This window comes from Pseudomonas gessardii (genome assembly GCF_001983165.1).
Taxonomy (GTDB): Bacteria; Pseudomonadota; Gammaproteobacteria; order Pseudomonadales; family Pseudomonadaceae; genus Aquipseudomonas; species Aquipseudomonas gessardii.
In genome coordinates this window covers 31,298-54,541 of record NZ_MNPU01000036.1, presented here as the reverse complement: position 1 = coordinate 54,541, position 23,244 = coordinate 31,298, and the positions used below count along the sequence as shown (strand labels likewise).

21 protein-coding genes are annotated in these 23,244 nt (G+C 59.5%); 9 read left to right on the top strand and 12 right to left on the bottom strand.

The features are described from left to right. Positions 1-30 precede the first annotated feature (30 nt). From qatC to BLL38_RS21300, 5 genes are all read right to left on the bottom strand, one after another. Positions 31-1,299: a Qat anti-phage system QueC-like protein QatC gene (gene qatC / locus BLL38_RS21320; protein ID WP_076964226.1), complete on the bottom strand. Its 1,269-nt coding sequence runs from the start codon at positions 1,297-1,299 to the stop codon at positions 31-33. Beyond that, positions 1,296-2,081 carry a Qat anti-phage system associated protein QatB gene (gene qatB, locus BLL38_RS21315; RefSeq protein ID WP_223816884.1) on the bottom strand — a complete coding sequence of 262 codons (786 nt, stop codon included), beginning with the start codon at positions 2,079-2,081 and terminating at the stop codon, positions 1,296-1,298. Before qatB ends, qatC begins: the two co-directional genes overlap by 4 nt. Positions 2,082-2,196: 115 nt before the next feature. Next, complete coding sequence (locus tag BLL38_RS21310; protein WP_076964224.1) at positions 2,197-4,068, bottom strand: KAP family P-loop NTPase fold protein; 1,872 nt, start codon at positions 4,066-4,068, stop codon at positions 2,197-2,199. A gap of 681 nt (positions 4,069-4,749) precedes the next feature. Further along, positions 4,750-5,778 (bottom strand): serine/threonine-protein kinase, encoded by a 1,029-nt coding sequence (locus BLL38_RS21305; protein WP_076964223.1) that lies wholly within the window; start codon positions 5,776-5,778, stop codon positions 4,750-4,752. After that, complete coding sequence (locus BLL38_RS21300) at positions 5,775-6,200, bottom strand: hypothetical protein (protein ID WP_242627628.1); 426 nt, start codon at positions 6,198-6,200, stop codon at positions 5,775-5,777. The genes BLL38_RS21305 and BLL38_RS21300 overlap by 4 nt, the downstream gene beginning before the upstream one ends. Positions 6,201-6,515: 315 nt before the next feature. On the opposite strand from BLL38_RS21300, the gene BLL38_RS21295 reads away from it, so the two are divergent. Then, the gene (locus BLL38_RS21295) at positions 6,516-7,709 is read left to right on the top strand and encodes a hypothetical protein (RefSeq protein ID WP_076964221.1); all 1,194 of its coding nucleotides are present in this window, start codon (positions 6,516-6,518) and stop codon (positions 7,707-7,709) included. Then, on the top strand, positions 7,702-7,917 hold the full coding sequence (locus tag BLL38_RS21290; protein WP_076964220.1) for a hypothetical protein: 216 nt from the start codon (positions 7,702-7,704) through the stop codon (positions 7,915-7,917). The genes BLL38_RS21295 and BLL38_RS21290 overlap by 8 nt, the downstream gene beginning before the upstream one ends. Before the next feature lie 104 nt (positions 7,918-8,021). Here BLL38_RS21290 and BLL38_RS21285 read toward each other — a convergent pair whose 3' ends face one another. Together BLL38_RS21285 and BLL38_RS21280 are read right to left on the bottom strand one after the other, a co-directional pair. Then, a complete protein-coding gene (locus BLL38_RS21285; RefSeq protein WP_076964219.1) occupies positions 8,022-9,161 on the bottom strand; it encodes an Ntn hydrolase family protein in 1,140 nt (379 codons plus the stop codon). A 335-nt stretch (positions 9,162-9,496) separates the two neighbouring features. Then, the gene (locus BLL38_RS21280; protein ID WP_076964218.1) at positions 9,497-9,946 is read right to left on the bottom strand and encodes a DEAD/DEAH box helicase; all 450 of its coding nucleotides are present in this window, start codon (positions 9,944-9,946) and stop codon (positions 9,497-9,499) included. 249 nt (positions 9,947-10,195) lie between these two features. Between BLL38_RS21280 and BLL38_RS21275 the strand changes: the two genes are divergently transcribed. Together BLL38_RS21275 and BLL38_RS21270 are read left to right on the top strand one after the other, a co-directional pair. Next, positions 10,196-10,615, top strand: coding sequence for a polyribonucleotide nucleotidyltransferase (locus BLL38_RS21275; RefSeq protein ID WP_076964217.1), 420 nt, complete (start codon positions 10,196-10,198; stop codon positions 10,613-10,615). Between the two features lie 15 nt (positions 10,616-10,630). Then, positions 10,631-11,524 (top strand): cation diffusion facilitator family transporter, encoded by an 894-nt coding sequence (locus tag BLL38_RS21270; protein WP_076964216.1) that lies wholly within the window; start codon positions 10,631-10,633, stop codon positions 11,522-11,524. On the opposite strand, the gene BLL38_RS21265 is transcribed toward BLL38_RS21270, so the two are convergent. Beyond that, entirely contained in the window at positions 11,521-12,339 is an 819-nt protein-coding gene (locus tag BLL38_RS21265; RefSeq protein ID WP_076964215.1) for a DUF6515 family protein, read from the bottom strand. The two genes, BLL38_RS21270 and BLL38_RS21265, sit on opposite strands and share 4 nt — an antisense overlap. Positions 12,340-12,745: 406 nt before the next feature. Between BLL38_RS21265 and BLL38_RS21260 the strand changes: the two genes are divergently transcribed. Next, positions 12,746-13,225, top strand: coding sequence for an Lrp/AsnC family transcriptional regulator (locus BLL38_RS21260; RefSeq protein ID WP_003176264.1), 480 nt, complete (start codon positions 12,746-12,748; stop codon positions 13,223-13,225). Between the two features lie 227 nt (positions 13,226-13,452). Then, a complete protein-coding gene (locus BLL38_RS21255; protein ID WP_057439039.1) occupies positions 13,453-13,662 on the top strand; it encodes a DUF2788 domain-containing protein in 210 nt (69 codons plus the stop codon). Here BLL38_RS21255 and BLL38_RS21250 read toward each other — a convergent pair. From BLL38_RS21250 to BLL38_RS21235, 4 genes are all read right to left on the bottom strand, one after another. Continuing rightward, positions 13,657-14,292, bottom strand: a complete 636-nt coding sequence (locus tag BLL38_RS21250) for a pseudouridine synthase (RefSeq protein WP_076964214.1) — start codon at positions 14,290-14,292, stop codon at positions 13,657-13,659. The two genes, BLL38_RS21255 and BLL38_RS21250, sit on opposite strands and share 6 nt — an antisense overlap. 71 nt (positions 14,293-14,363) lie before the next feature. Then, positions 14,364-15,827 (bottom strand): AMP nucleosidase, encoded by a 1,464-nt coding sequence (gene amn, locus BLL38_RS21245; protein WP_076964213.1) that lies wholly within the window; start codon positions 15,825-15,827, stop codon positions 14,364-14,366. 237 nt (positions 15,828-16,064) lie between these two features. Then, a complete protein-coding gene (locus tag BLL38_RS21240; RefSeq protein WP_076964212.1) occupies positions 16,065-17,714 on the bottom strand; it encodes an acyl-CoA dehydrogenase family protein in 1,650 nt (549 codons plus the stop codon). An 88-nt stretch (positions 17,715-17,802) separates the two neighbouring features. After that, a complete protein-coding gene (locus BLL38_RS21235; RefSeq protein ID WP_076964211.1) occupies positions 17,803-20,172 on the bottom strand; it encodes a hybrid sensor histidine kinase/response regulator in 2,370 nt (789 codons plus the stop codon). Between the two features lie 285 nt (positions 20,173-20,457). On the opposite strand from BLL38_RS21235, the gene BLL38_RS21230 reads away from it, so the two are divergent. From BLL38_RS21230 to hemL, 3 genes are read left to right on the top strand one after another with little or no spacing between them, the layout of a single operon-like run. Further along, on the top strand, positions 20,458-21,255 hold the full coding sequence (locus BLL38_RS21230) for a hydroxymethylpyrimidine/phosphomethylpyrimidine kinase (protein ID WP_076964210.1): 798 nt from the start codon (positions 20,458-20,460) through the stop codon (positions 21,253-21,255). 18 nt (positions 21,256-21,273) lie between these two features. Next, complete coding sequence (thiE, locus tag BLL38_RS21225; protein WP_076964209.1) at positions 21,274-21,897, top strand: thiamine phosphate synthase; 624 nt, start codon at positions 21,274-21,276, stop codon at positions 21,895-21,897. 17 nt (positions 21,898-21,914) lie between these two features. Then, positions 21,915-23,198: a glutamate-1-semialdehyde 2,1-aminomutase gene (hemL, locus tag BLL38_RS21220; RefSeq protein WP_076964208.1), complete on the top strand. Its 1,284-nt coding sequence runs from the start codon at positions 21,915-21,917 to the stop codon at positions 23,196-23,198. Positions 23,199-23,244: the final 46 nt, after the last annotated feature.

Below are 23,244 nucleotides of genomic sequence, written 5' to 3'. Positions count from 1 at the left end.
CGCTCACTCAGTTGCAGGATCGCAGGCCGACTAAGTCAGCTGATAGCTGTGGTGAAGCTGCCCAAGCTCGTCCAAACCTCGGGCAAGCATTGCCCTGTAACCGGCGCGATCCTGAATAAACGGGGAGAACAGACTATGGCCCAACCATTCCTCGAAACCATTCTCTGCCACATTGGCCAAGGCTATTCCAACCGAGCGCACATCATCAAACCAGGCGTGTTGCTTGTCCCTGAGGCCCAAATTTTCATGCACATATGGCGTGTCATCTTTCACCGCCGCCCACCGCTTGAACGAAGCCCGTCTCACTTGGCATGGGACGCATCGACCACAGTGTTTGTACCCAAAACGCTGGAATCGTCCGCAACTGGTTGATGCAATGGCATGCAGCTTCAGCAGATCCTGGTTACGACACTCGGCCAACATCTCTCCCTTCGTCTTCAGAGCATAGGGGTTGTGGATGCGTACATTGATGCCGGCAGCGTTGAAAATCTCTTGCAGCCGCCCGAGATAATCAGGATGCGCAGTACGAGTGCTCAAGCTACCCAACCGACAGGACGTCAACGGCGGATTGATCGCGATGAAACCGTTCTCGCAGATATACAGCGGCACCGTTTCGCCACGGTGGTAACGATCAAGCGAAGTGGCTACTGCCAGTCCGAACGCGAGGAAGATGATCGAGCGGGCCCTCTGGGAAGGCTTTTGTGCATCGGGAGACCGGGTGACGTGGTTAAGTCCGATCCTGGATAGCCCGAGGCTCTGGGCAAAGTGATCCTGTTTTTCCCCATCCCCCCGAACAATCTGGCTGACGGCGTAGGGCCTCACGCCTTGTGCAACTAAATCAATGGCACCTATCAGGCTATCGAGCCCCCCTGAAAGCAGCACCACCGAATCCTCGGTCGGATGAAGAGCCTGCAACTGTGCAGGCGGCCCGAATCCACCTGGGTGAAATGACAGCGTCCACTTGTCTGTAGTGAGGAAACGCAATGCGTTCTCTAGTCCACGTGCCTGCGAATTCCAGAACACTGGATCCTGGACAGAGATCGCCAACTCGATCACTCGCGTCCACCCATCAGCGCTCTTCGCTCGGATCGCAGTGAAGTCTGCCGCGACGACTGAAAGCGCGATGCTCAGGAAATCCCAAGCGCGCGGACTGATCTCCAGGTGTGCTCTATCAATCAGCTCTCGGGCGTATCCGCCAACGCTAACCTGCCCCTGCTCAGCTTTTCCGTAGATCACAACCTGCATCGCGCCATCATCACCAGGCACGCGAAAACCCGCTGGGCCGCATACGAACTTCATTCTACGTACCCCTCAAACACTTCAAAGGTTTCCTGGAGGGCTGCCCGGACAACCTCGGAAATCCGGCCTGACGTCAAACGAGCACCCGTGGCAGCAATCTTGCGGAACGAAGCAGAAACGGACTCTTTGATGTAGTCCTTGATCTCCTTCAGTCGACGCATGGCGATCGTTGCGGAGTCCGCTTTTTGCTGGACGGTTTTCCCCAAGTCGAGCTCATATCGATGAAACACATCCATCGCAGTGAAACGCTCAATCGCAAATGCCCGCTGTTCAGCGGATAGATCGAGGAGGTCAGCATCGGGATATCGCACAAGCACATCCGAAAGCGAGCCCCTGATGGAGGCACGCTCAGCTTCGGCGTCCTGCGTGCCATCGACCGGACGTACCGCTTCAACCAGAGCATCCATCACTTCAGAAGCCGAGCGACCACTCCAAAGGGCAGGATCGAGCGCACCCGGCGCCGACTGATCGCCCTGCGCAATGGCCTCCAAAGTGTTGCTGAACACGCCCGCGATTGCGGCGGTTCCACCAAAGCGTGCTGTCGTAGTTTTCGCCCCGCCATACCCCTGTCGGACGTAATCACCGAGGCTTCTTCGCAAGCTGGTTCGATCGCCATTGCTCGCGTAGTCACCCAGTCCTCGACGGGCACCTCCGAACCTTCCCGGCGGTGCAAGGCGCTCAGGGGCCTCAGGCAAAGCCCTAGGGTCGTTATCGCCCTGATCCCCGTCCTCTGGAAGATCCTTGTCCGGATCCGGTGGGCCATCGTCGGCGAGGTCATCCACAGGCGGCTCTGGAGGCTCTGGAGGCTCCGGTGGCTGAGGCGGTACGGGCGGCGGTAAAGGTGGCAAAGGTGGTGTCCATGAAGGCACCAGCGGCACACCTTTGCCTGGCCCTTCGCTATTTTGTGACGTTCCCATCGATTCTCCTTATCGCAGCCTTCACCGGCCCGCTCACATCAGCACCGAGCCAGAACTCATACACAGATTTTTTCCACGTCTCATCAGCCAGCTTCGGCACAATGCCCGCCTGAATCTGCACAGGCGGGCGCTCTTTGAGAAATGCCGCCAGCCGAAGCCCCTGCTGCGCATCGAGTCGTGACACCACGAGCAAAGCTTCGAGAATGTCAGGAACGCCCCACTCTTGTTCGGCACCTGCTTTGTCGAGCAAGCGATCCATTAATACGTTGATCTCAACTGGCGCAATGGCCCCCAGACGCGCCTTAAGTTGCGAGGCCATTTCAGGCATATCAAGCAGCGCGGTCAGCAGTTCAGTCGCCTCCGAGGAAAGGCGATCTTCATCCGTGATGATCGGAGCATGCTCACGACTGACGTAGATCGCTCCTCGTAAATCCTTGTCCGCCAATGCGGGAGGCAAGGCTAACCATTCCTTCACAAAAGGCTGATCCCAGGGTTGCTGAAGATTGAAGGATTTGCCTTTTTTGGTATCCGCTTCCCAGTCGCCAAGGAGAGTCGGCTTGCCATGTTTATCCGCACCTACAGCCTTCATCAGCTCTTCGTAGGCCTTCGGATTGCCACTGCGCTCAAAGAGCATCAGTTTGACGAGCACCGCTTCGTCGACCCCAACGCCTTGGGCGCGAGAAATGCTCATCCGGATAGCAAGAGCATTGAGGAAACGCTTGATGAGTCGCGGATTGCCTTGAATACCGGAGGCAGAGGTCATCACCGCAGCCAATCGCTCGGCAGTATCGAACTTGCCAATCAACTCAGCAGGGTAATCGTCGTAGAGGCCTTGCATGAATCCCCGGTCTACCCGACTTCCCTGCCATGTTGTCCGTAGCTGATCCCGGACTTTGATACGGATAGTCTCGATCACAGGTTTAGGCAGGGTACTGTTCTCCAGGAACAGCATCATCATGTAAGCCCTGACCTCTTGGGTTCCGAGAGGAGGAACCCGGATAGGAACCTGGATCAGCTTGTCGAAGTAGCTGGTTACGAGAAAATCATCGGGCACGCCACTGAAATGCTTGCGTACCGCATGCTTGATCATCTCGTTGTCGGCGGCGATCACGAACGCGGTATTGCGCAAGAATAAGAACAGCCGGATGGCTTCCAAGGTTGAAATCGTCGTCTCTGGCAGGCACCGGTCAAGGTCATCGATCAGCACCACCAACGTCACACCCAGTTCATCTAGGATGGCTTCGAAATTGTCCCTGAGCGCCTGGATCTCTTTGGGCGGAGATTTCTTGGCAGGCGCACTGCGGAACAGCTTTTCCGCCTCCCCCTTCGCGTCCTCAGCCATATCGTGGAGTGCATCCACAGTGTCCTGGCTGACCTCTCCAGAGCGGATTCGATCATAGAGACTGACTACTCCTTCCAACAAGCCAGGCGCAGGCAGACCTGTAGCGATGGAAAACGCGGTGTTACCTGCGAGCTTCGCTGCGCGCAACCAGTTGACCCGTGCAGCGAGGTCAGCAACTTTGTCCAACCCTTTCTTGCGCTTCTCAGCCTCCGTCTCCAGCTGTGAGGCGATCACATCCATCAGGGCTGCTCTGGCGTCGTCATAACCCTGGTAGAGCCAGGCGTTGAATTCGACGAAGACAAAATCCTTGGCCGGTTTCTCATTGCGTTCGGGTGGGTCTTTGAGCGAAGCCTGGATCAGCTTGATCATCGACGACTTGCCTGCCCCCCAAGCTCCTGAGACCCCGATGGAAATGGGACGGCCATTTGCGGAGTAGATGATCTCGGCAACCGTATCTGCCACACCAGAGAAATTGAGGAAATCTGTTTCTGTCTCGTTATCTACCCACATAGCGACCCTCCCTGGAAGTCATGGCGTCAAGCGGTGGCAGTGACGCGCCATAGTAGCCCTCCAGCGGGGCACAGGGCCACCACATCGAGGAGGGCCCCGCGCCTCTGCGTTAATGCGGGGCACCGGCCAGATGCTTGCAGGGGGCTCGGGTGTCAACCGAGGGATGTGGCTTTAGCTCGCCGGGGGCTGCGGAAATGATTTTCTCTGCTAAACCTCATGGTGAGATATGCCAGGCAGGGACGAGGACGGGCAAGCAGCCGTAACTGCCACTTGCGCCCCAGGCTGTTCATCCATACAGTATAGATGTACTGGCGACTTCCAACGAGATTGACCTTTCGGCAATTCTGAAGGCCAAAGTAGAGGAACTCGTATAAGCTCTGCCGCCCACAGACATACGTTCGTCCATGCCCGACATACGTCGCTCTCGCGACAGGTAGGATTCACATGAGCAAGCGCCATCCCAACTTGAGGCTCACGTCGCCTCAATGCACATTCTGCGGGGCCATATGGCATCCGGCAGAAGGCATCGACGCACTCGCGACATATTGCCCCAATTGTGCGGATCAGCGTCGAGACGCTGCCCAAGCTCAATTCCAACTCAAGCCATTGAGCGCTGCCGACTTTGTCGACGGGTATCTGCTGCCCCGGCGTATGCGCAGCGCAGCTGGCTAAGAGCGCTCGTTAGCGAGAGAAGTAGGTTTCCAGCTCCCGGTCAATCTTCTTGCGAGGTATGACGCCTTGCGATTGACCGAGTGTCATCTTGCGTCCCGTCCCTACAGGCTCGCTCCAGGCCTTCCACTCGTGACGCCGCTCAGAGTGCAGACTCCACTCCACGAAGTTCAGGCGCTTGGGGGACTGTAGCTCCCATCGCACCAATGCCGGGGTTACATTTGTTTCCCAGGGTTGGTCGATCGGGAGACCCGAAATGGCATTCAGGACGTCGCCGGTAGTGGCGTAGCGGGCAGCAGAGTCATCTGCAAGCATCTTACGGATTACGCGGCGCCATGGTTTGGGGATGTGTGGTAACCAACGCAGGCGATCTGCGAGCCCGCCATTGCGCACAATGTCTACAGGCGCCTCGTTCTGAAGGATGTACCAGGTCTCCCCATGAAGCAGCCGGAAAAGCGTCATACCCAGAGCCCAAATGTCGCTCTTGACGCTGGTTCCGCCCCCCTGCCAAACCTCGAACGCGATGTGATCCGCATAACCCGCAGCGGAGCCATAGCCCAGCAGCAAATCATCTGTCACTAGCCCGAAGTCACCGAGCTTCGCCAAGCCCGTGTGATCGAGCAAGATGTTGCCCGGTTTGATGTCCCGGTGAAGCATGCCACGCCCATGCAACGCGTCCAGGCCGATCAGGACATCGGTCGCAATCTTATGCACACGAGCCAAAGGTAGCGGGCTTTGCTCGTAAAGGGGCTGCAACGATCCGCCAGGGCAGTAAGCCATCGTGAATCGGATGCTGTCTTGCAACTCCTCAATTCCGTACACCTGAACTACGTTTCGATGAGAGGCGCTCGAAAGGTGCTTGGCCTCAACCAAAAAACCCTCCCTAATCGCCTTCCACTCAGCATCATCATGCTCGGGCTTTCGGGCCAGCACTTTAACCGCGACATCTCCGTGGACGCCGCACTTGCCCAGGAAGACCTCGCCGAAGTGACCGTTGCCCAGCTTCCTGATGATTTCGAGTTCCGGTACGACGCTGCTCATGGCCGGTTCCTGTGGGCGACTACCAACATGGCGGCCTCGCGGCTTCCCTTACGCAGCTTGGCCCCGTTGAGCTGCTGCTCCCAGAAAGGATCGTCCTTGAGGATCTCGTCAACTTTGCGCTTATAGGTTTTGGTTATCCAAGCCTTGTCCATCACACGGGTCTCACATGCAGACGCAGCGGCGCACATGATCACGCCCCTCAGCTCAGCTCCGTCCAGGAGACCACCCCTCGCTGCGCTTCCCTGCGGCAATGCACTAGCTTTGATGACGACCTGATTCACGCCGTTCTGCTGGATGTATGACACGCAGCGATGGAACAGCGTTTCATACGCCTTCGGGCGATCTCCTGCCGCTAGTTTCCAGGTGTCGTCCTTGATCAGGACGAGCGGTTCATCCGGGTCGTCCGGGATCGTGGTATCCACTATGGTTACATCACTCGCACTGACTACCAGTCCTACGCAGCGTAAGGCCATATACTTTTCCTTGTGGAGGCAATTAAATATCACCCCATGGTATTACAGCGTTCGGCTTCGTCAATCACCCCTTTCTCGGGGAAAAAACCCAGCCTAAGCTCGGATAAGTCGAAATTGCCAGGCCGGACAGGAAGGGAGTCGCAGACGAGCTATGCGTCAGCACCTGCTGGTAAGGCTCTGGACGGTCGAGCAGCCGCGCCCGGTGAGGGTGTGAGAGAACGGTAGCCGGACTGGCTACACGGAAAACAATAACGGAACTGAATCTTGAACAACAGCACGCCAAGTTATCAAACCCTGCAAGCTGGGGTTGCTTCCATCGCTCGATCGATCGGCTCTTGGGTCAAAAAAGTGTTCCTGGGCACCTGCCTGCTCGTTGGCACCAGTTACGGATCCATGATCATCGCGCTGCTGAGCATTGGGAGCGCAGCCATGATTTCCGTTATGAGCGGCAACATTAAAGACGAGTACACCTCCACTCACACACTGGAGCAGTTTTTCGAGACAGAGTACCTATGGCCATCGATCATGTTGTCGATCTTCGCCGTGATCGCCGTTTTCTTGCGTGAAGTGGGGGTTGTCACCTCCACCCGAAAAAAAGAAAAGGAACTGCAAGATCGCCTGACGACCATGCCGCCCAAGCAGTTTCTGGCGGCCTACAGCGATGCTGTAATCGACATTCGGTTCTTATTTGAGAGCCAAGCGCAGGATGACTCCCAGCCGATGACCAAACAGAGCTTGGCGAGTGATATCCGCGTGGTGCTCACTAAGATACTCGTGTTAGCACAAAACTGGGACAGCGCTCCTACCGAGACATATCGGGCCAACGTAATGATGGTGGAGCTGGACAAAGATGCCATTCGTAGGAACTTCTCGCAGCAAGTCAACGAAAGCCCGTTCTTCTTGTTCAGCTCAAACATTGATGCTCGCCTGGATAACGCCGACGGCATACTTCACATCACCGACCTAGAACTGTCCACCTCCGTAGGTAACCAGGATCTTGCCGCTCCAGATAACGACATCCGTCCGATCTGCTTCCCCTTCAAAGTCGACGCGAATGATCATGCAAAGTCGCAACCTAATCTGCCAGGCGGGCCGGTAGCTGTCTCCACCAATGAGTCACAGTATATTCAAGACTCCCGCACGCATTTCAAAGACTGGCTGGAAGACGAGGCGCGGCAAAACCCTCACGTGACCGAACACTACAAAACGACGATTGGCAAGTACTACACCACGCACCGTTATGCAACGTCGATACTTTCCATTCCGCTAGCGCTAGGCGACGACACCAAAACCCCAATTGGATGCCTAAACATCTATAACAACAAGGCAAATATCTTAATGGGCGACAGCCGCAATGCACAATTTGTCCAGCTATTGCAACCGATTTGCGCGTATTTGCATGATATGATATTATTATACCGTGCATTTATTGACATGGAGGCTAGTGAAAATGACTGAACTTGCCGTAGCTAAAGTTGCCGCCGAAGAGACCGGTGACGCTAAAGTGAGCGCCTCCGCTGCTTTGAAGCACAAAGCATTCGCAAAGATTTACAGTGGCCGGATGTCTCGCGATGAGCTCAGGGCTTCTATGTTGGCCAAGGCTAAAGATGTAGTTGAAAAGGGTATTGGAACCCTTGATCTCGTTACAGTAGTCGAGCACCGCTAGGGGCTCAGCCGCTACCACTTGAAAGCCACCGCAAGGTGGCTTTATTGTTTCTGCAATGCACTGCATCTGAGCCGTACTTCCAGGCGGAATCTAGGCTACAGACATCAGGTTAGGCCGCTCTGCAATTTGAGTTCTCGCATGTGCTCGAAAACTTGAGCAGTGACAAGCTCCCTGAAGTCATCCATGTAGATGATTTGCACACCGTAATGACCTACCGTGGCGGCAAAAGCCTCACCCAAAAAGAAAATTTTACTTCTATACTTTCTTACAATAGGAATAATGAAACTTTCACCCTGAAGCTTTACCTTAATCAAAAAGCAAAGAAACTCCCCTACAAACTTTATTGCATTGCAATTGCTCCGCACCGCCAATTCATGATAGCGCGTAATCGGAGCGATAATGAAAGTCTGGTCATTGCAAGCTAGGTGCTCATCCTCGTCTTCGTCATATTTAATTTCCACGCTTCGGATCATCAGTTCATCTTCATCATACGTAGATTTCATCAAAAATTTGGGGAAGTCGATTTGAAGAATTCCTTCAGCGTCAATCTCAGCATCTGCGAAGGCGTAAACTACATCTGAAATCTTCTGGAACTGACCGCCGTAATAAGCCAGTACCTCATAACCACCACCGCAGAGCATTTTGATAGTTTCAGACTCAAAGCGCCCCTCAAACTCACTGATCAAATGAAGGGCGAACTGCCGAAGAGCCATGCAGGTTCCGAGAGCGACTACATCCCCTTCAGGAACATCAAAATTATCAGGAGAAAACTTCTCGAAGTACTCGACAATATACTTTCCACCACTTCCTCCAACCCACAATTCAAAATGGTCATTCCCACCCCCAAATTCGGCATCAACATTTGAAATGCTAATTTCATCGCCCTCAATACTGAGTGCAATAATGCTGACCTCAGCTTTTCTCAGTAGCTTGTCTGCGAGAAACGCCTCGATGAAACGTTTACCTGAGAGTTGAGGATCCACCTTGATAAGTTGATCAATCAATCGTCCAACAACCTGGATATCATTGACATTGCCAGCAAAAGCTACAGCAAAGCGCTCATTCACCAGCAAAATCTTCTGGCATAGCCCCATCACTACACGGCCATTTAATCCAGGCTCACCATCTTTGGCGTGGAACGAAGGGATTGGAGAAGAGTTCATCCACATATCGGGGCTAGTGAGGAGAATATCCGCTTGCAGGAACGCACCGACTTTCAGCTTGTAACCCGCGATCATGGTCATGTTCGAATCCTTAGGAGTGAGAAGCGGGCTACGGTACATCTCCCTCTGCCTGGGACAAAACCGTTTTCACGGCAGAACACTGCACTCTCGGGGCTGCCGACGATCAGGTAGTTCTCCGATCAATTGCATCGTTCGAGGGTGCCGCAGGGGTATTGGGGACTGGCGTGCGTAGCTGTGGGGAAATGACGTTCAGTCGCCTTAAGGGCGAGCATAGCGGGAGGATATGAGCCGGTTTCGAGACCGTGGCGACTGCGGTAGGTGAGATTGAAGATCACGTCGAGGTTTGTCATAGGGTGAAACTTCAAAGAGGGGCCAGGGACTTGCCTGGAAGGAGCTCACTTTCGGCAGGAGAATGCCCTGAGCTTTGACAAGATTTCAGGGTATTTCGGTGAATATGGCAAAACATGGAATTCGTCGAAGATCAGCAGGCCCACGCCCTCCAGCGCCGGGTCGTCCTGCAAACGGCGGGTGAGGATGCCTTCGGTGACCACTTCGATACGGGTGTCGGGGCCGACCTTGCTGTCCAGGCGGATGCGGTAGCCGACGGTTTCGCCGACCTTTTCCCCCAGCTCACTGGCCAGGCGTTCGGCAGCGGCGCGGGCGGCGAGCCGGCGCGGTTCAAGCATCAGGATGGTTTGCCCGGCCAGCCAGGTTTCCTGCAACAGCGCCAATGGCACCCGCGTGGTTTTACCGGCGCCGGGCGGTGCTTCGAGCACAGCTTCATGGCGCGTTGCCAAGGCTTCACGCAAGGCGGGTAAAACATCATCGATTGGCAACGAATTCATACTGGCTCCAAGGCAGAGCGGCGAGTATAACGGCGAACGACTGGATATCGGTGGCCTCTCAGGCGATGCCGTGTCCCGTTGGGAATGCGCTCTGATGTGGGAGCTGGCTTGCCTGCGATAGCGCTGGGTCAGTCAAATATCGGTTAACTGACCCAGCGCTATCGCAGGCAAGCCAGCTCCCACATTAGGTAGGTGGAGCGCGGTAGATCTGCTTTATAGTCACACCCTACAAGTGTTCAGGAGAGTCCCATGCGTAATGCTTCCCGTGTCATCGGCGGTGTTCTGGCCGTCACCCTGTTGAGCCAGCTGACAGCCTGCGGTTCGATTTTCTATCCTGATCGCCGTGGCCAGATCGACGGCAAGATCGACCCGGCGATTGCCGTGCTCGATGCGGTCGGCCTGCTGTTCTATGTGATCCCCGGCCTGATCGCCTTCGGTGTCGATTTCGCCACCGGCGCCATTTATTTCGAGCCCGGCAAAAGCGCACAAGTGGCCCCCGAGAAGCTGCAGCAAGCCATCGGCGCCGACGGCAAGGTGGACAACACCAAGCTGCAAACCATCATCGAGCACGAAACCGGCCGCAGCCTGCCGCTGGACGACCCGCGCCTGATCCAGTTCAAGGGCAGCGTGCAGCAACTGGCCATGCTCGGTCTGCAACCTGCTGCGTAAGGATTCGATTGCCCCATGAGCACCTGCACCGAACACGCCCGGCTCTTGCGCCTGGCGACCCGCGCCTCGGTCGGCGTGGCCAGTATCCTGATTATCGGCAAGGCCGTCGCCTGGTGGTTCAGTGGTTCGGTAAGCATGCTCGCCGGGCTGACCGACTCGCTGCTCGACGGCGTGACGTCGCTGCTCAACCTGCTGGCGGTGCATTACGCGCTGCGCCCGGCGGATGACGATCACCGTTACGGGCATGGCAAGGCGGAATCCCTGGCGGGTATGGCCCAGGCGCTGTTTATCGCCGGCAGCGCGGTGTTGATCGCCTTCCAGGCGTACCAGCGCCTGCTACACCCGGAACCGGTGGGCGCGCCCTGGCTGAGTATCGCGGTGATTGTGCTGTCGCTGGCGCTGACCGTGGCACTGTTGACCCTGCAACACCGGGTGATCCGCGAAACCGGCTCGAACGCCGTGCGCGCCGACTCGCTGCATTACCGTTCGGACCTGTTGCTCAATGGCAGCATTCTATTGGCCCTGGTGCTGGCGGCCTGCGGCTTGCATCAAGTCGATGCCTGGTTTGGCCTGGGGATCGCCGCCTACATCTTGTGGAGCGCGATCCAGATTGCCCGGGAAAGCTTTGCGGTGCTGATGGACGAGGAGCTGCCAGCCGAAGTCAGCCAGCACATGCTGGAGCTGGCCTGTAGCGTGCCCGGCGTACTGGGCGCCCATGATTTGCGCACGCGGATTTCCGGCAACCACTGGTTTGTGCAGTTGCACCTGGAGTTACCGGGGGAGTTGAGCCTGTCGGTGGCCCACGGCATCAGCGACCAGGCCGCCGATGCCATCCATCAGGCCTACCCACGGGCCGAAGTGCTGGTGCACGCCGACCCACAGGAAGTGGTCACGGGCCACAAGGCCTAGTAGGTCACCTGATACCCGCGACTGCCCAGGCAGTTGCCCTGGGCCTGGCGGTAGGTTTGCACCACCGCCGGCGCCGGCGCGTAGGTGCCGGTCTGGGGGTCGAAGCCACTCTGCTGCACCGCCCAGCGATAGCAATCGTAGCCATCCTGCTGCACCTGGGCAGGCGATTGGCCGTTGGCGGGATAGGCCACCACGTCATAGCCATTGCCCTGGGGCGCCGGCGGTGGCGGCAGGCTGGCCACCGGCGGTTGTACCACCACGTACTGCCGGGTGCTGGCCTCGTAGCTGTAGTAGGCGCCAGCGGCGAGGAAAAACAGCGTGTTGCCCACCCACACTTCCCGCGCATAGTCCGGCAGGTCATGCACGCCGATCCCATAGGGCGGCGTGACCACCACATAACGCGGACCCTGGGGCCGGTACCAATAGCCGCCCGCGAAGAAGTAATCCTGGCCACGATAGGGCACGCGGTCATGACGCTCAGGGAAGCGGTCTACCGTGTAGCCGGGGCGATACTGCGGGCCGGGGCCCCAGCCATTGCCATGCCCATCGGGGCGACCCGGCCAGCGGTTGTCATCGGGGCGGCCATTGTAGCCAGGGCCATCGGCTGGCCAATGCGGGTTGCCATCATTGCGCCGGGGAATATCACGGTAGTTGCCCTGGCGCGGCTCCTGGGTCTGGCCCACGGAGTCGGGCCGGGCCTGGATCGGCAGACTGCTCCCCGCCTGCGCTGAATAGCCACGTTCGTCGGCCATCACCGGCGTGCCCAAGGTAACCATCAACACACCTGCACCTGCCAAACGCCAGATGGGCTTCATGCTATTCCTCACTGCGGATTAGGGCCTATGCATAAGACTGGAAAGTTCTGCAACAGGTTATCAGCCGCCCGGACAATTTTCGCTGGCAAAAGAAAAGGGGCGACCCGTCGGTCGCCCCTTGAGAACTTCGTCCTGGCTCAACGCTTTTGACGTTGGCTCACCTCACGCCGTCTTGTGGACAGTGTGCAGCCCGGGGGCCGGCGCAACCCGGTGGGGTTGGCGGGCCGCAGCCGGCCTGGTTGGGCGGGCTGCAGTGGACTCTATGTCCGGGCAGTGATTCTGTTGGTAATCATAGGCGTGAGGCGCCGGCAGATGATTGCGAAGATTGCGTCAATAAACAGTGCTTGCGCAATTTTTAACCCTGGATAGATAATTCGCAGCAATAGTTACGACAAAGGCCAGCCCCATGAGCAAACTTGACCGATACGACCTGAGTATTTTGGCGGAATTACAGCGCGACGCGAGGATCTCCAACCAGGAGCTGGCCGAGCGGATCGGCCTGTCGCCGTCACCCTGCTCGCGCCGGGTCAAGCAATTGGAGGACGACGGCTATATCTCGCGCCAGGTCGCCCTGCTCGACCGCAAGATGCTCGGCCTGAGCCTCACGGCCTACGTCTTGATCGGCATGGACCGACACACACCCGAGCGTTTCGAGAACTTTGAAGCAGCGATCCGCACCTTGCCGCAAGTGCTCGAATGCAGCCTGGTCACCGGAATGGATGCCGACTATCAGTTGAAGGTGGTGGTGCCGGATATGGATCACTATCAAAAACTGCTATTGGGCCACCTGACCCGGATTGAGGGCGTGACCAGCGTGCGCTCAAGCTTTGTGCTCAACCAGGTGCTCAACAGCACCGAGTTGCCGTTGACTCACCTGCGCACCTAAGACTCACCACCCAACCCATGTAGGAGCTGGCTTGCCTGCGATAGCGGAATTTCAGTCGCTGATATGCCAGCTGACAGTCCGCTATCGCAGGCAAGCCAGCTCCCACATTTTGAGCGCGCTCAGGCAGTGACACCTGGGTGCGACGCACCGACGCAGGTCAACGCTGCACCGGCCACATTGCCTTATACTTCGCGCCTGCCTTTGTCGGAACCTGCCCAATGAATTCGATTGACCCCGTGCTGTTTGAAGAATGGATGATGACCGGCCTGGTCACCATCCTGATCATTTTCATGGGCTTTATCGTCTGGGACCTGGCGAAGAAGTCCAAGGCCGGGCGCTTTGGCTCGCTGATTCTGTTCTTCGTGCTGGGCCTGGGCGTGGCCGCGTTTATCATCAAGAGCGTGGTGATCGGCCTGATCGAGTCCGGGGCTTTATAAGCGCGCCGGCACTTCGCGGTACTGGCCTTGGCCCAGGCCGTCAATCGACCACTCGCCGATTTTTACTCGCACCAGGCGCAAGGTCGGCAAACCCACGGCGGCGGTCATGCGCCGCACCTGACGGTTGCGCCCCTCGCGAATCACCAGCTCCAGCCAATAGGTCGGCACGTTTTTACGAAAACGCACCGGCGGGTTGCGTGGCCATAGCGCCGGCTCATCCAGTCGACGGGCTTCAGCCGGCAAGGTCATGCCATCGTTCAGTTCCACCCCTGCGCGCAGGCGTTGCAGATGCTCCTCGGTGGGCTCGCCTTCCACCTGTACCCAGTAGGTCTTTGCCAGTTTGTGCTTGGGGTCGGCAATCCGCGCCTGCAACTGGCCATCGTTGGTCAGCAGCAGCAGGCCCTCACTGTCCCGATCCAGGCGCCCGGCCGGGTAGATGCCCGGGATATCGATAAAATCCTTGAGGGTCGCCCGCCCGCCTTCGTCGCTGAACTGGGTCAGCACATCGAAAGGTTTATTGAACAGGATCAACTTCGGTTCGGCCGGCGGCGCCTTGGCGACACGGCGCGCAGCGGCATGGGGAGGTTTCACGCCAGGGCGGCGCGAGTCGGGACGGGCAGGACGGGACATGGCAACGGAATATCTAACGGTCAGGACCGACCATGCTAGTGGCCCGACCGTTAAATAACCACCCCGCTATGTTAGCGGAACGGCGGCTCGTCAAAGCTGCGCAGCTTGCGCGAGTGCAGCGAGTTGAGCTCGGTGCGCAGCAGGTCCACCGCCTCGATGCCGATCTTCAAGTGCTGGCTCACGGCCCGTTCATAGAACGCGTTGGCCGAACCTGGCAACTTGATTTCACTGTGCAGCGGCTTGTCCGACACACACAGCAAGGTGCCGTACGGTACGCGCAAGCGGTAGCCTTGGGCGGCGATGGTGCCGCTTTCCATGTCCACCGCCACGGCGCGGGACAGGTTGATCAGCGGCCGTTCCTGGGCCCAGCGCAGCTCCCAGTTGCGGTCGTCGTAAGTCAACACGGTGCCGGTGCGCAAGCGCTTTTTCAGCTCTTCGCCCTTCTCGCCGGTGACATTGGCCGCCGCTTGCTGCAACGCCATCTGTACTTCGGCCAGGGCCGGGATCGGGATGTTCGGCGGTACTACGCGGTCGAGAATGCCGTCGCGCCGCATATAAGCGTGGGCCAGCACATAGTCGCCAATGGTCTGGGATTGGCGCAGGCCACCACAGTGGCCGATCATCAGCCAGCAATGGGGACGCAATACCGCCAGGTGGTCGGTGATGTTCTTGGCATTGGAGGGGCCGACGCCGATGTTGACCAGGGTCACGCCGTGGCCGTCGCTGGCCTGCAAGTGGTAGGCCGGCATCTGGTAACGGTGCCAGACCACGCCTGCGGCAATGGCAGAGGCTTCGCCATGGTCCATGTTTTTGTCGATGATGACGTTGCCCGGCAACACCATGCGGATAAAACGTGGGTCGCTGCGCAACTGTTCCAGGCCATGCACGATGAACTGGTCGACATAGCGGTGGTAGTTGGTCAGCAGAATCCACGGCTGCACATGGCGCCAGTCGCTGCCGGTGTAGTGCACCAGGCGGCGCAGAGAGAAATCCACACGGGCCGCATCGAACAGCGCCAGGGGCAGTGGGTCGGTGTTCTCCCAATCGTACAGGCCATCGGCGATGCCATCGGTGGCGGCCGACAGGTCGGTGCTGGGGAACACCCGCGCCAGGGTCGCGGCGGTCACGCCGGAACCGGCCAGTTCATCGCCCTGCTCCACCACGTAGGGGTAAGGGATATTCTGCTGGCTGGCGCCCACCTCCACCGTCACGGTGAAGTCGTGCATCAGCGGCACCAACTGTTCCAGCAGGTATTTACGGAACGCCGACGGATGGGTGACGGTGACGCTGTAGGTGCCCGGCAACTGCACCTTGGCATACGCGCGGGTGGTCTGTGGGACTTCGCCGTGGCAGTGGTAGGTCAGGCGCAGTTCCGGGTAGCGAAACAGTGCACGTTGTGCAGCGTCGGGTTCGACGCGATCCTTGAGGTATTGCTTGAGGGCCTGGTTGAGCGCGCCGGTAGCACGCTCATGCAGAGCCGCCAGCCGGTCCACGGCCTCTTCGGCGGTTTGAACGACAACAAAAGCTTCGGTCACGGTAGGCTTCCTGTTTTCTTACATGCAGGAGGTCATCTTGCCTGCATCGCTGCCAGACGCAAACTCTGAATTGACATGCCTGATTATCTATAGGCTGCCCTACCCAACCTCTGAATTGGAATACGTTCAAATGTGGGAGCTGGCTTGCCTGCGATGGCGGCGGGTCAGCCAATATATAGGTAGCTGACCCACCGCTATCGCAGGCAAGCCTGCTCCCACATTGTTTACCGTGTTTATTCAGAGAGACGGGGTTGAGCGGGCGACAATGGCCTGCACATCCACACCTCGTGGCAAGGTGCCATATACCCGCCCCGACGATTCGCCCAGGCGGCTGGCCATAAACCCATCGCTGACACTGGCATTGCCCGCCTCCAGCAGCAACTTGGCCTGCAACGCCACGGCGATGTCTTCGGTCAATTGCCGCGCCCGGTACTGAATGTCCTGGGTGTCCATAAACGCCAATTTCAACTGCTCGATATGCCGGGCCAGGCGTTTATCGCCGTGCCCGTTCCCCAGTTCGACAAACAATGTCTCCAGCACGCCCGGCTCTTTCGACAAGGCCCGCAGCACGTCCAGGCATTGCACGTTACCGGAACCTTCCCACGTCGAATTGACCGGTGCCTCACGGTACAGGCGCGGCAGGATGCTGTCCTCGACATACCCGGCGCCGCCCATGCATTCAGCGGCTTCGTTGATCATCGCCGGCGCGCGCTTGCAGATCCAATACTTGCCCACCGCTGTCACCAGCCGCGCGAACTTGGCTTCCTGCTCATCGTCCAGATGGTCCAGCGCCCGGCCCATGCGCAGGCTCAGGGCCAGGGCCGCCTCGCTTTCCAGGGCCAGGTCGGCCAGCACGTTTTGCATCAACGGTTGCTCACTGAGCACGCGGCCACCGACTGAGCGATGAGCGCAATGATGACTGGCCTGGGTCAGCGCCTGACGCATCAGGGAACTGGAACCGACCATGCAATCGAAACGGGTCATGGCCACCATCTCGATGATGGTCGGTACGCCACGGCCTTCTTCGCCGACCATCCACGCCAGGGCACCGCGGAATTCGACTTCGCTGGAGGCGTTGGAACAGTTGCCGAGTTTGTTTTTCAGGCGCTGGATATAGAACGGGTTGCGTGTGTCATCCGGGCGGTGCCGGGGCAGCAGGAAACAGGTCAGGCCCTTGTCCGTCTGGGCCAGGGTCAGGAAGGCATCGCACATCGGCGCCGAGCAGAACCACTTGTGCCCCACCAGTTCATAGGCCTGGCCAGGGCCGCCGGCGCCCACGGGATAGGCGCGGGTGGTGTTGGCACGCACATCGGTGCCGCCCTGTTTCTCGGTCATGGCCATGCCGATGGTTGCACCGGCCTTGTGGGCAATCCCGACATTGCGCGGGTCATATTCGGTGTTGAGGATTTTCGGCAGCCAACTGTCAGCCAGGTCCGGCTGCAGGCGCAGGGCCGGCACACAGGCGAAGGTCATGGTCAGCGGGCAACCGGTGCCGGCTTCGGCCTGGCTGTGCAGGTAGCCCAGGGCCGCGCGGGCGACATGGGCGCCAGGCTGGGGATGGGCCCAGGGCAACGACGGCAGGCCATGCTCGACGGCGGTGCGCATCAACTCATGATAGGCCGGATGAAACTCCACCAGGTCAATGCGGTGCCCATAGCGATCATGGCTGTTGAACACCGGTTTGTTCTGGTTGGCCAGGAACCCCGCCGCCATCAACGGCCCGCCCGCCAAGGCGCCGTAGGCATCGATACGCGCCTCGGCCCAACCCGCGCCAAAGCGCCGCGACCACTCCTGCAGGGGCAGGTCGAGGCGATACAGGTTGGCGCCGTCCAATGACGGCGGCTGGTTGGTAACGTCGTGGGTTTCGGCGAACTGGTGCAGATTCATGACGGGCCTCCTGATAAAAGGCCACGTTCATTGAGGCCTTGAATTCAGTTAAGCATCGTCACCGCCCTTAAAAAAGTGGCATATGCGCCTAACTGCCGGCGCTTTCACCCTCTAGCGGGCACAGCAGGCGCCGCTGCAATACGCCCTGCAACAGCTCGAAACGCACCGGTTTGAGCAACTGCTCGGTCAGGCCGATGCCGTGACAATGCTGTCGTGCGCTGCCTTGCAGGGAGTCGCTCAAGGCGATCACCGGCAGCTCGCCGCAGCCTGGCAAGGCCCGGACCTGGCAACACAGGGAAAAACCATCCTCGGGCACATCCAGCAGCACCGCATCAAACGTCCCCTCCTGCAGCATCGCCAGGGCCGCCGGGCCGCTGTCCGCGACTTTTACCCGGTAACCCAGCTTGAGCAACATGCCGCGCAACACCAACTGCGTGACGCTGTTGTCATCCACCAGCAGGACCGTGCAGTCCTGTGGCGCGCGGTGCAGATCAACAGCGCGGGCCGGCTCCGGTGGCACCGCAATGACCGCCACCTCCAACTGGAAGCGACTGCCTTTGCGCGGTTCGGAATGATGGGTCAGGCGCCCGCCGAGCAACTCGATCAGCTGCCGGCAGATCGCCAGGCCAATGCCCAGGCCGCCATATTCGCGGGTGGTCGAACCATCCACCTGGAAGAAACGCTGATACAGGGTCGCCTCATCCAGCTGTGCAAACCCAATCCCGGAATCGGTGACGATAAAGGTCAGGTGCAAATGGCCATCGGCCCGGGGCACGCCCACCACACGCACGCGCACCGCGCCTTGGTGGGTGAACTTGAAGGCGTTATCCAGCAGGCATTCCAGGCACTGCATCAGTTTGCCTGCATCGCCCTCCAGGCGATCCGGCAGTTCACCCGCCACGTCGATGGAAAACGCCAGCCCCTTGCCTTGGGCATTGCCGCGAAATTGCTGGCGCAAGGTATCGAGCACCCCGCGCAGGCTGAACACCTGCGGCTGCGCGCTCAAGCGGCCGGCTTGCAACTCGGTGAGGGTGAGAATGCCGTTGACCATGCGCATCATGTCCCGCGCCGAGCCGGCGGCGGTTTGCTGGTACTGCGCCAGGTCCCCGGCCAGGGGCACGGTTTGCATCAGTTCCAATGAACCAATCACCCCATTCATCGGCGTGCGCAGCTCATGGGTCAGGGTCGCGAGGAACTCGTCTTTCAACTGGTTGCTGTGGGCCAGTTGCTGGTTGAGCACTTCCAGTTTCTGGCTGGCATCAAACAGGATTTGCGCCTGCTGTTCGCGCATCGCGTTGATCCGGTCGGCCAGGGCCAGGGACAACAGGGCGACTTCGATGGCCGAGCCGATCTGGCTGGAATACATGGTGAGAAACACGTTAGGCAGGTAGCCCAGCACCATCAGCGTATTGACCACCCCGCCGATCAGGAACGCCGACCAGGCGATGATGAAATACCGTGCCACCCGCTGGCCACAGCACCAAGCCTTGATCCCGGCGACAAAGATGGTCACGGTGAAAACCAGCGCCAGCGCGGTCGCCAGGCGCAAGGCCAGGGCATAGCTGGCCATCAGCGACAACAGCATCACCGCCGCCCCCGTGCCCACCAGCACCAGCAGCAGCCGGTCAAGCCAACGGCTGTAGAGGGCGGTGTGCAGGAAGCTGCGGGCAAACAGGCTGCCGAACAACGCCGAGGCGCCGATCAGGAACGGCGTCGCCGCATTCGCCCACCAGGGGTTGTCGGGCCAGAAATATTCCACCGCCGCACCATTCACCGAGAGCTGGTACAGGCCGAACGAGGCGATATAGAGGATGTAATAGAGGTAACTGGTGTCACGCACACTGAGGTAGATAAACAGGTTGTACACCAGCATGCCCAGCAGCACGCCGTAGATCAGGCCCAGCACATACAGGCGCAGCGGCTGGTCTTCCAGGTAGGCGGTGCTCGACCACAGGGTCAGCGGTGCCTGGATCGAGCCTTCGCTTTGCAGGCGCAGGTAGAGGGTTTTCTGCTCGCCCGCCTTGAAGTCGACAGTGAACAAGTAGTTGTTCTGGCGGACCTCGCGGCTGGCAAAGGGCAATGCGTCCCCGGTACGCCCAGCCAGGCGGTAGCCACCGGCCTCATCGGGGACGTACAACTCAAGATGATCAAGGGGCGGGTAGGCCAGCTCCAGCAGCCAGGTGCGCGGGGCGTGGGGCTCCCTGGGCAGGTAATGCAGGTCGACCTTGAGCCAGAATGCCGAGCGCGAATAGCCGGCATTGAGGGTGTCTTTATCATGGTGGGTGTAGCGACTGGCCAGTGCCGCTGAACGGGCCTCGGCGATGGTGATGCCGCCACTTGGGTCTTCCAGTACTTGCATGACCCGGCCCAGGGGAAGGCTGCGGGTGGTTTCATTGAACTCGACGGCGCCGGCCAGCATCGGCAGCCCGCACAAGAGAAACATCAGCAAATAGCGCATAGAGCCCCAGCGTGGCCTGTCCGGTGATGTCAAAAGCCCCCCATTCCTTTTGAGAAGACGTACACCGGCATACATTAAGTTGTTTGGATCCACTCTAGCATAGCCGGTAAAGGCCAAAAGACACCATTGAAATAATTTTTTGAAAGGCTCTAGGACGGGGCTTTCAGCGTGCCAACGGCTGGAAATAAATGATGGCTTATAGCCATTTTTGCGCGTCTTTCAGTGTGAAATACAGGCACCGTCCAACAGCCACGCAAAAAGCGTTTGGTGGTAAGCTCGCGCACCATGAATATCTACAGCTCTCGCCCCGTTGTCCTCTGTCTCTCCGGCCATGATCCCAGTGGTGGCGCCGGCTTGCAGGCAGATATCGAAGCCCTGCTCGCCCAAGGCTGTCATGCGGCCCCGGCCGTGACCGCGCTGACCGTGCAGAACACCGTGAATGTCAGCGACTTCCGCGTGCTCGACCGCGAGTGGGTATTGGCCCAGGCCAATGCCGTGCTCGGCGACTCGCAAGTTGCGGCGGTCAAGCTGGGCATGCTCGGCTCCACGGTGATGGTCGATACCGTGGTCGAACTGCTCCAGCAGCACCCACACCTGCCGGTGGTCTGCGACCCGGTGCTGCGCGCCGGTGGCGGCGGCAGCCTGGGCAAGGATGAAGTCGGCTATGCAATGCGCGAGCGGCTGTTGCCCCTGTCGCTGATTGCCACGCCCAACCTGCCTGAAGCCCGCATCCTCGCCGAACTGCCCGACGGCACGGCGGACGAATGCGCCGAGAAACTGCTGCCGTTTATCAAGCACCTGTTGATCACCGGCGGCCACGGCGACGAGCATGAAGTGCACAATCGCCTATACAGCCGCGACGGCACGCGCCGCACCTTCACCTGCCAGCGCCTGCCTGGCAGCTATCATGGCTCCGGTTGCACCCTGGCCAGCGCCCTGGCCGGTCGCCTGGCCCAGGGCGAAGGCCTGGCCAGCGCCGTGGAGTCGGCACTCAATTACACCTGGCGCACCCTGCGCGATGCCGAACAACTGGGCCACGGCCAATTTGTACCGCGTCGCCTGCCATTGGATTTCTGTGGGTAATCTCAAGGGGCCTGCTCGATGAAACTACGTGGCCTGTACGCCATTACCGACAGCCAACTATTGGCCGGTAAGTTCCTGTCCTACGTCGAGGCCGCGCTGGAAGGCGGCGTGACCTTGCTGCAGTACCGCGATAAAAGCAGCGACGAGGCCCGGCGCCTGCGCGAAGCCGAGGCGCTGCGTGAATTGTGCTCGCGCTACAAGACCCAACTGATCATCAACGACGATGCCGAGCTGGCCGCGCGCCTGGGCGTCGGCGTACATCTGGGCCAGACCGACGGCCCGCTGACCCCGGCCCGGGCGCTGCTCGGGCGCAATGCCATCATCGGTTCCACCTGCCACAGCCAGATCGAACTGGCCGAACAGGCCGCACGCGAAGGCGCCAGCTATGTTGCCTTTGGGCGTTTCTTCAATTCCACGACCAAGCCCGGCGCGCCCGCGGCCACCGTTGAAATGCTCGCCCAGGCCCGCGCGCGCTTGCAGGTGCCGATCTGCGTGATCGGCGGCATCACCCTGGAAAACGCCGCGCCCCTGGTGGAACACGGTGCCGATCTGCTGGCGGTGGTCCACGGCCTGTTCGGTGCCGACAGCCCCCAGGACGTGACGCGCCGCGCCCGCGCCTTCAACGAACTCCTTAAATCCTGAATTCAGAGAGCCTGCCCATGTCTCGTTCCGAAACCCTGTTTGCCAATGCCCAGAAACATATCCCCGGTGGTGTGAACTCCCCCGTGCGCGCATTCAAGAGCGTCGGTGGCACGCCGTTGTTCTTCAAGCACGCCGAAGGCGCCTACGTCACCGATGAAGATGACAAGCGCTATGTGGACTACGTGGGTTCCTGGGGCCCGATGATCCTTGGCCACAGCCATCCCGACGTGCTGGACGCGGTACGCAAGCAACTGGAGCACGGCCTGTCCTACGGCGCGCCCACCGCCATGGAAACCGAGATGGCAGACCTGGTGTGCTCGATCGTGCCGTCGATGGAGATGGTGCGCATGGTCAGCTCCGGCACCGAAGCGACCATGAGCGCGATTCGCCTGGCCCGTGGTTTCACCGGCCGCGACAGCATCATCAAGTTTGAAGGCTGCTACCACGGCCACTCCGACAGCCTGCTGGTCAAGGCCGGTTCCGGCCTGCTGACCCAGGGCGTACCGAGTTCGGCCGGCGTGCCGGCGGCGTTTGCCAAGCACACCCTGACCCTGCCGTTCAATGACATCGCTGCCGTCGAAACCATGCTCAGCGAAGTCGGCCAGGAGGTGGCGTGCATCATCGTCGAGCCGGTGGCCGGCAATATGAACTGCGTGCCGCCAGCGCCCGGTTTCCTGGAAGGCCTGCGCACCCTGTGCGACCAGCACGGCGTGGTGTTGATTTTCGATGAAGTGATGACCGGCTTTCGCGTCGCCCTCGGTGGCGCCCAGGCTTACTACGGCGTGACGCCGGACCTGAGCACCTTCGGCAAGATCATCGGCGGCGGCATGCCGGTGGGCTGCTTCGGCGGCAAGCGCGAAATCATGCAGCACATCGCGCCGCTGGGCCCGGTCTACCAGGCCGGCACCCTGTCCGGTAACCCGCTGGCCATGGCCGCCGGCCTGACCACCCTGCGCCTGATCAACCGCCCGGGCTTCCATGCCGAGTTAAGCGACTACACCACGCGCATGCTCGATGGCCTGCAACAACGCGCCGATGCAGCAGGCATTCCGTTCGTCACGACCCAGGCCGGTGGCATGTTCGGCCTGTATTTCAGCGGTGCCGACGACATCGTGACCTTTGACGATGTGATGGGCAGCGATGCCAACCTGTTCAAGCGCTTCTTCCACCTGATGCTCGAAGGTGGCGTGTACCTGGCGCCGAGTGCCTTTGAGGCCGGTTTCACCTCCATCGCCCATGGCGAGACCGAGCTGAAACTGACCCTGGATGCTGCCGAACGTGCCTTCGCCGCATTGAAGTAAGCCAGCCACAACCTGACGTCGCCCCTGGCGGCGTCAGATTTGTTAC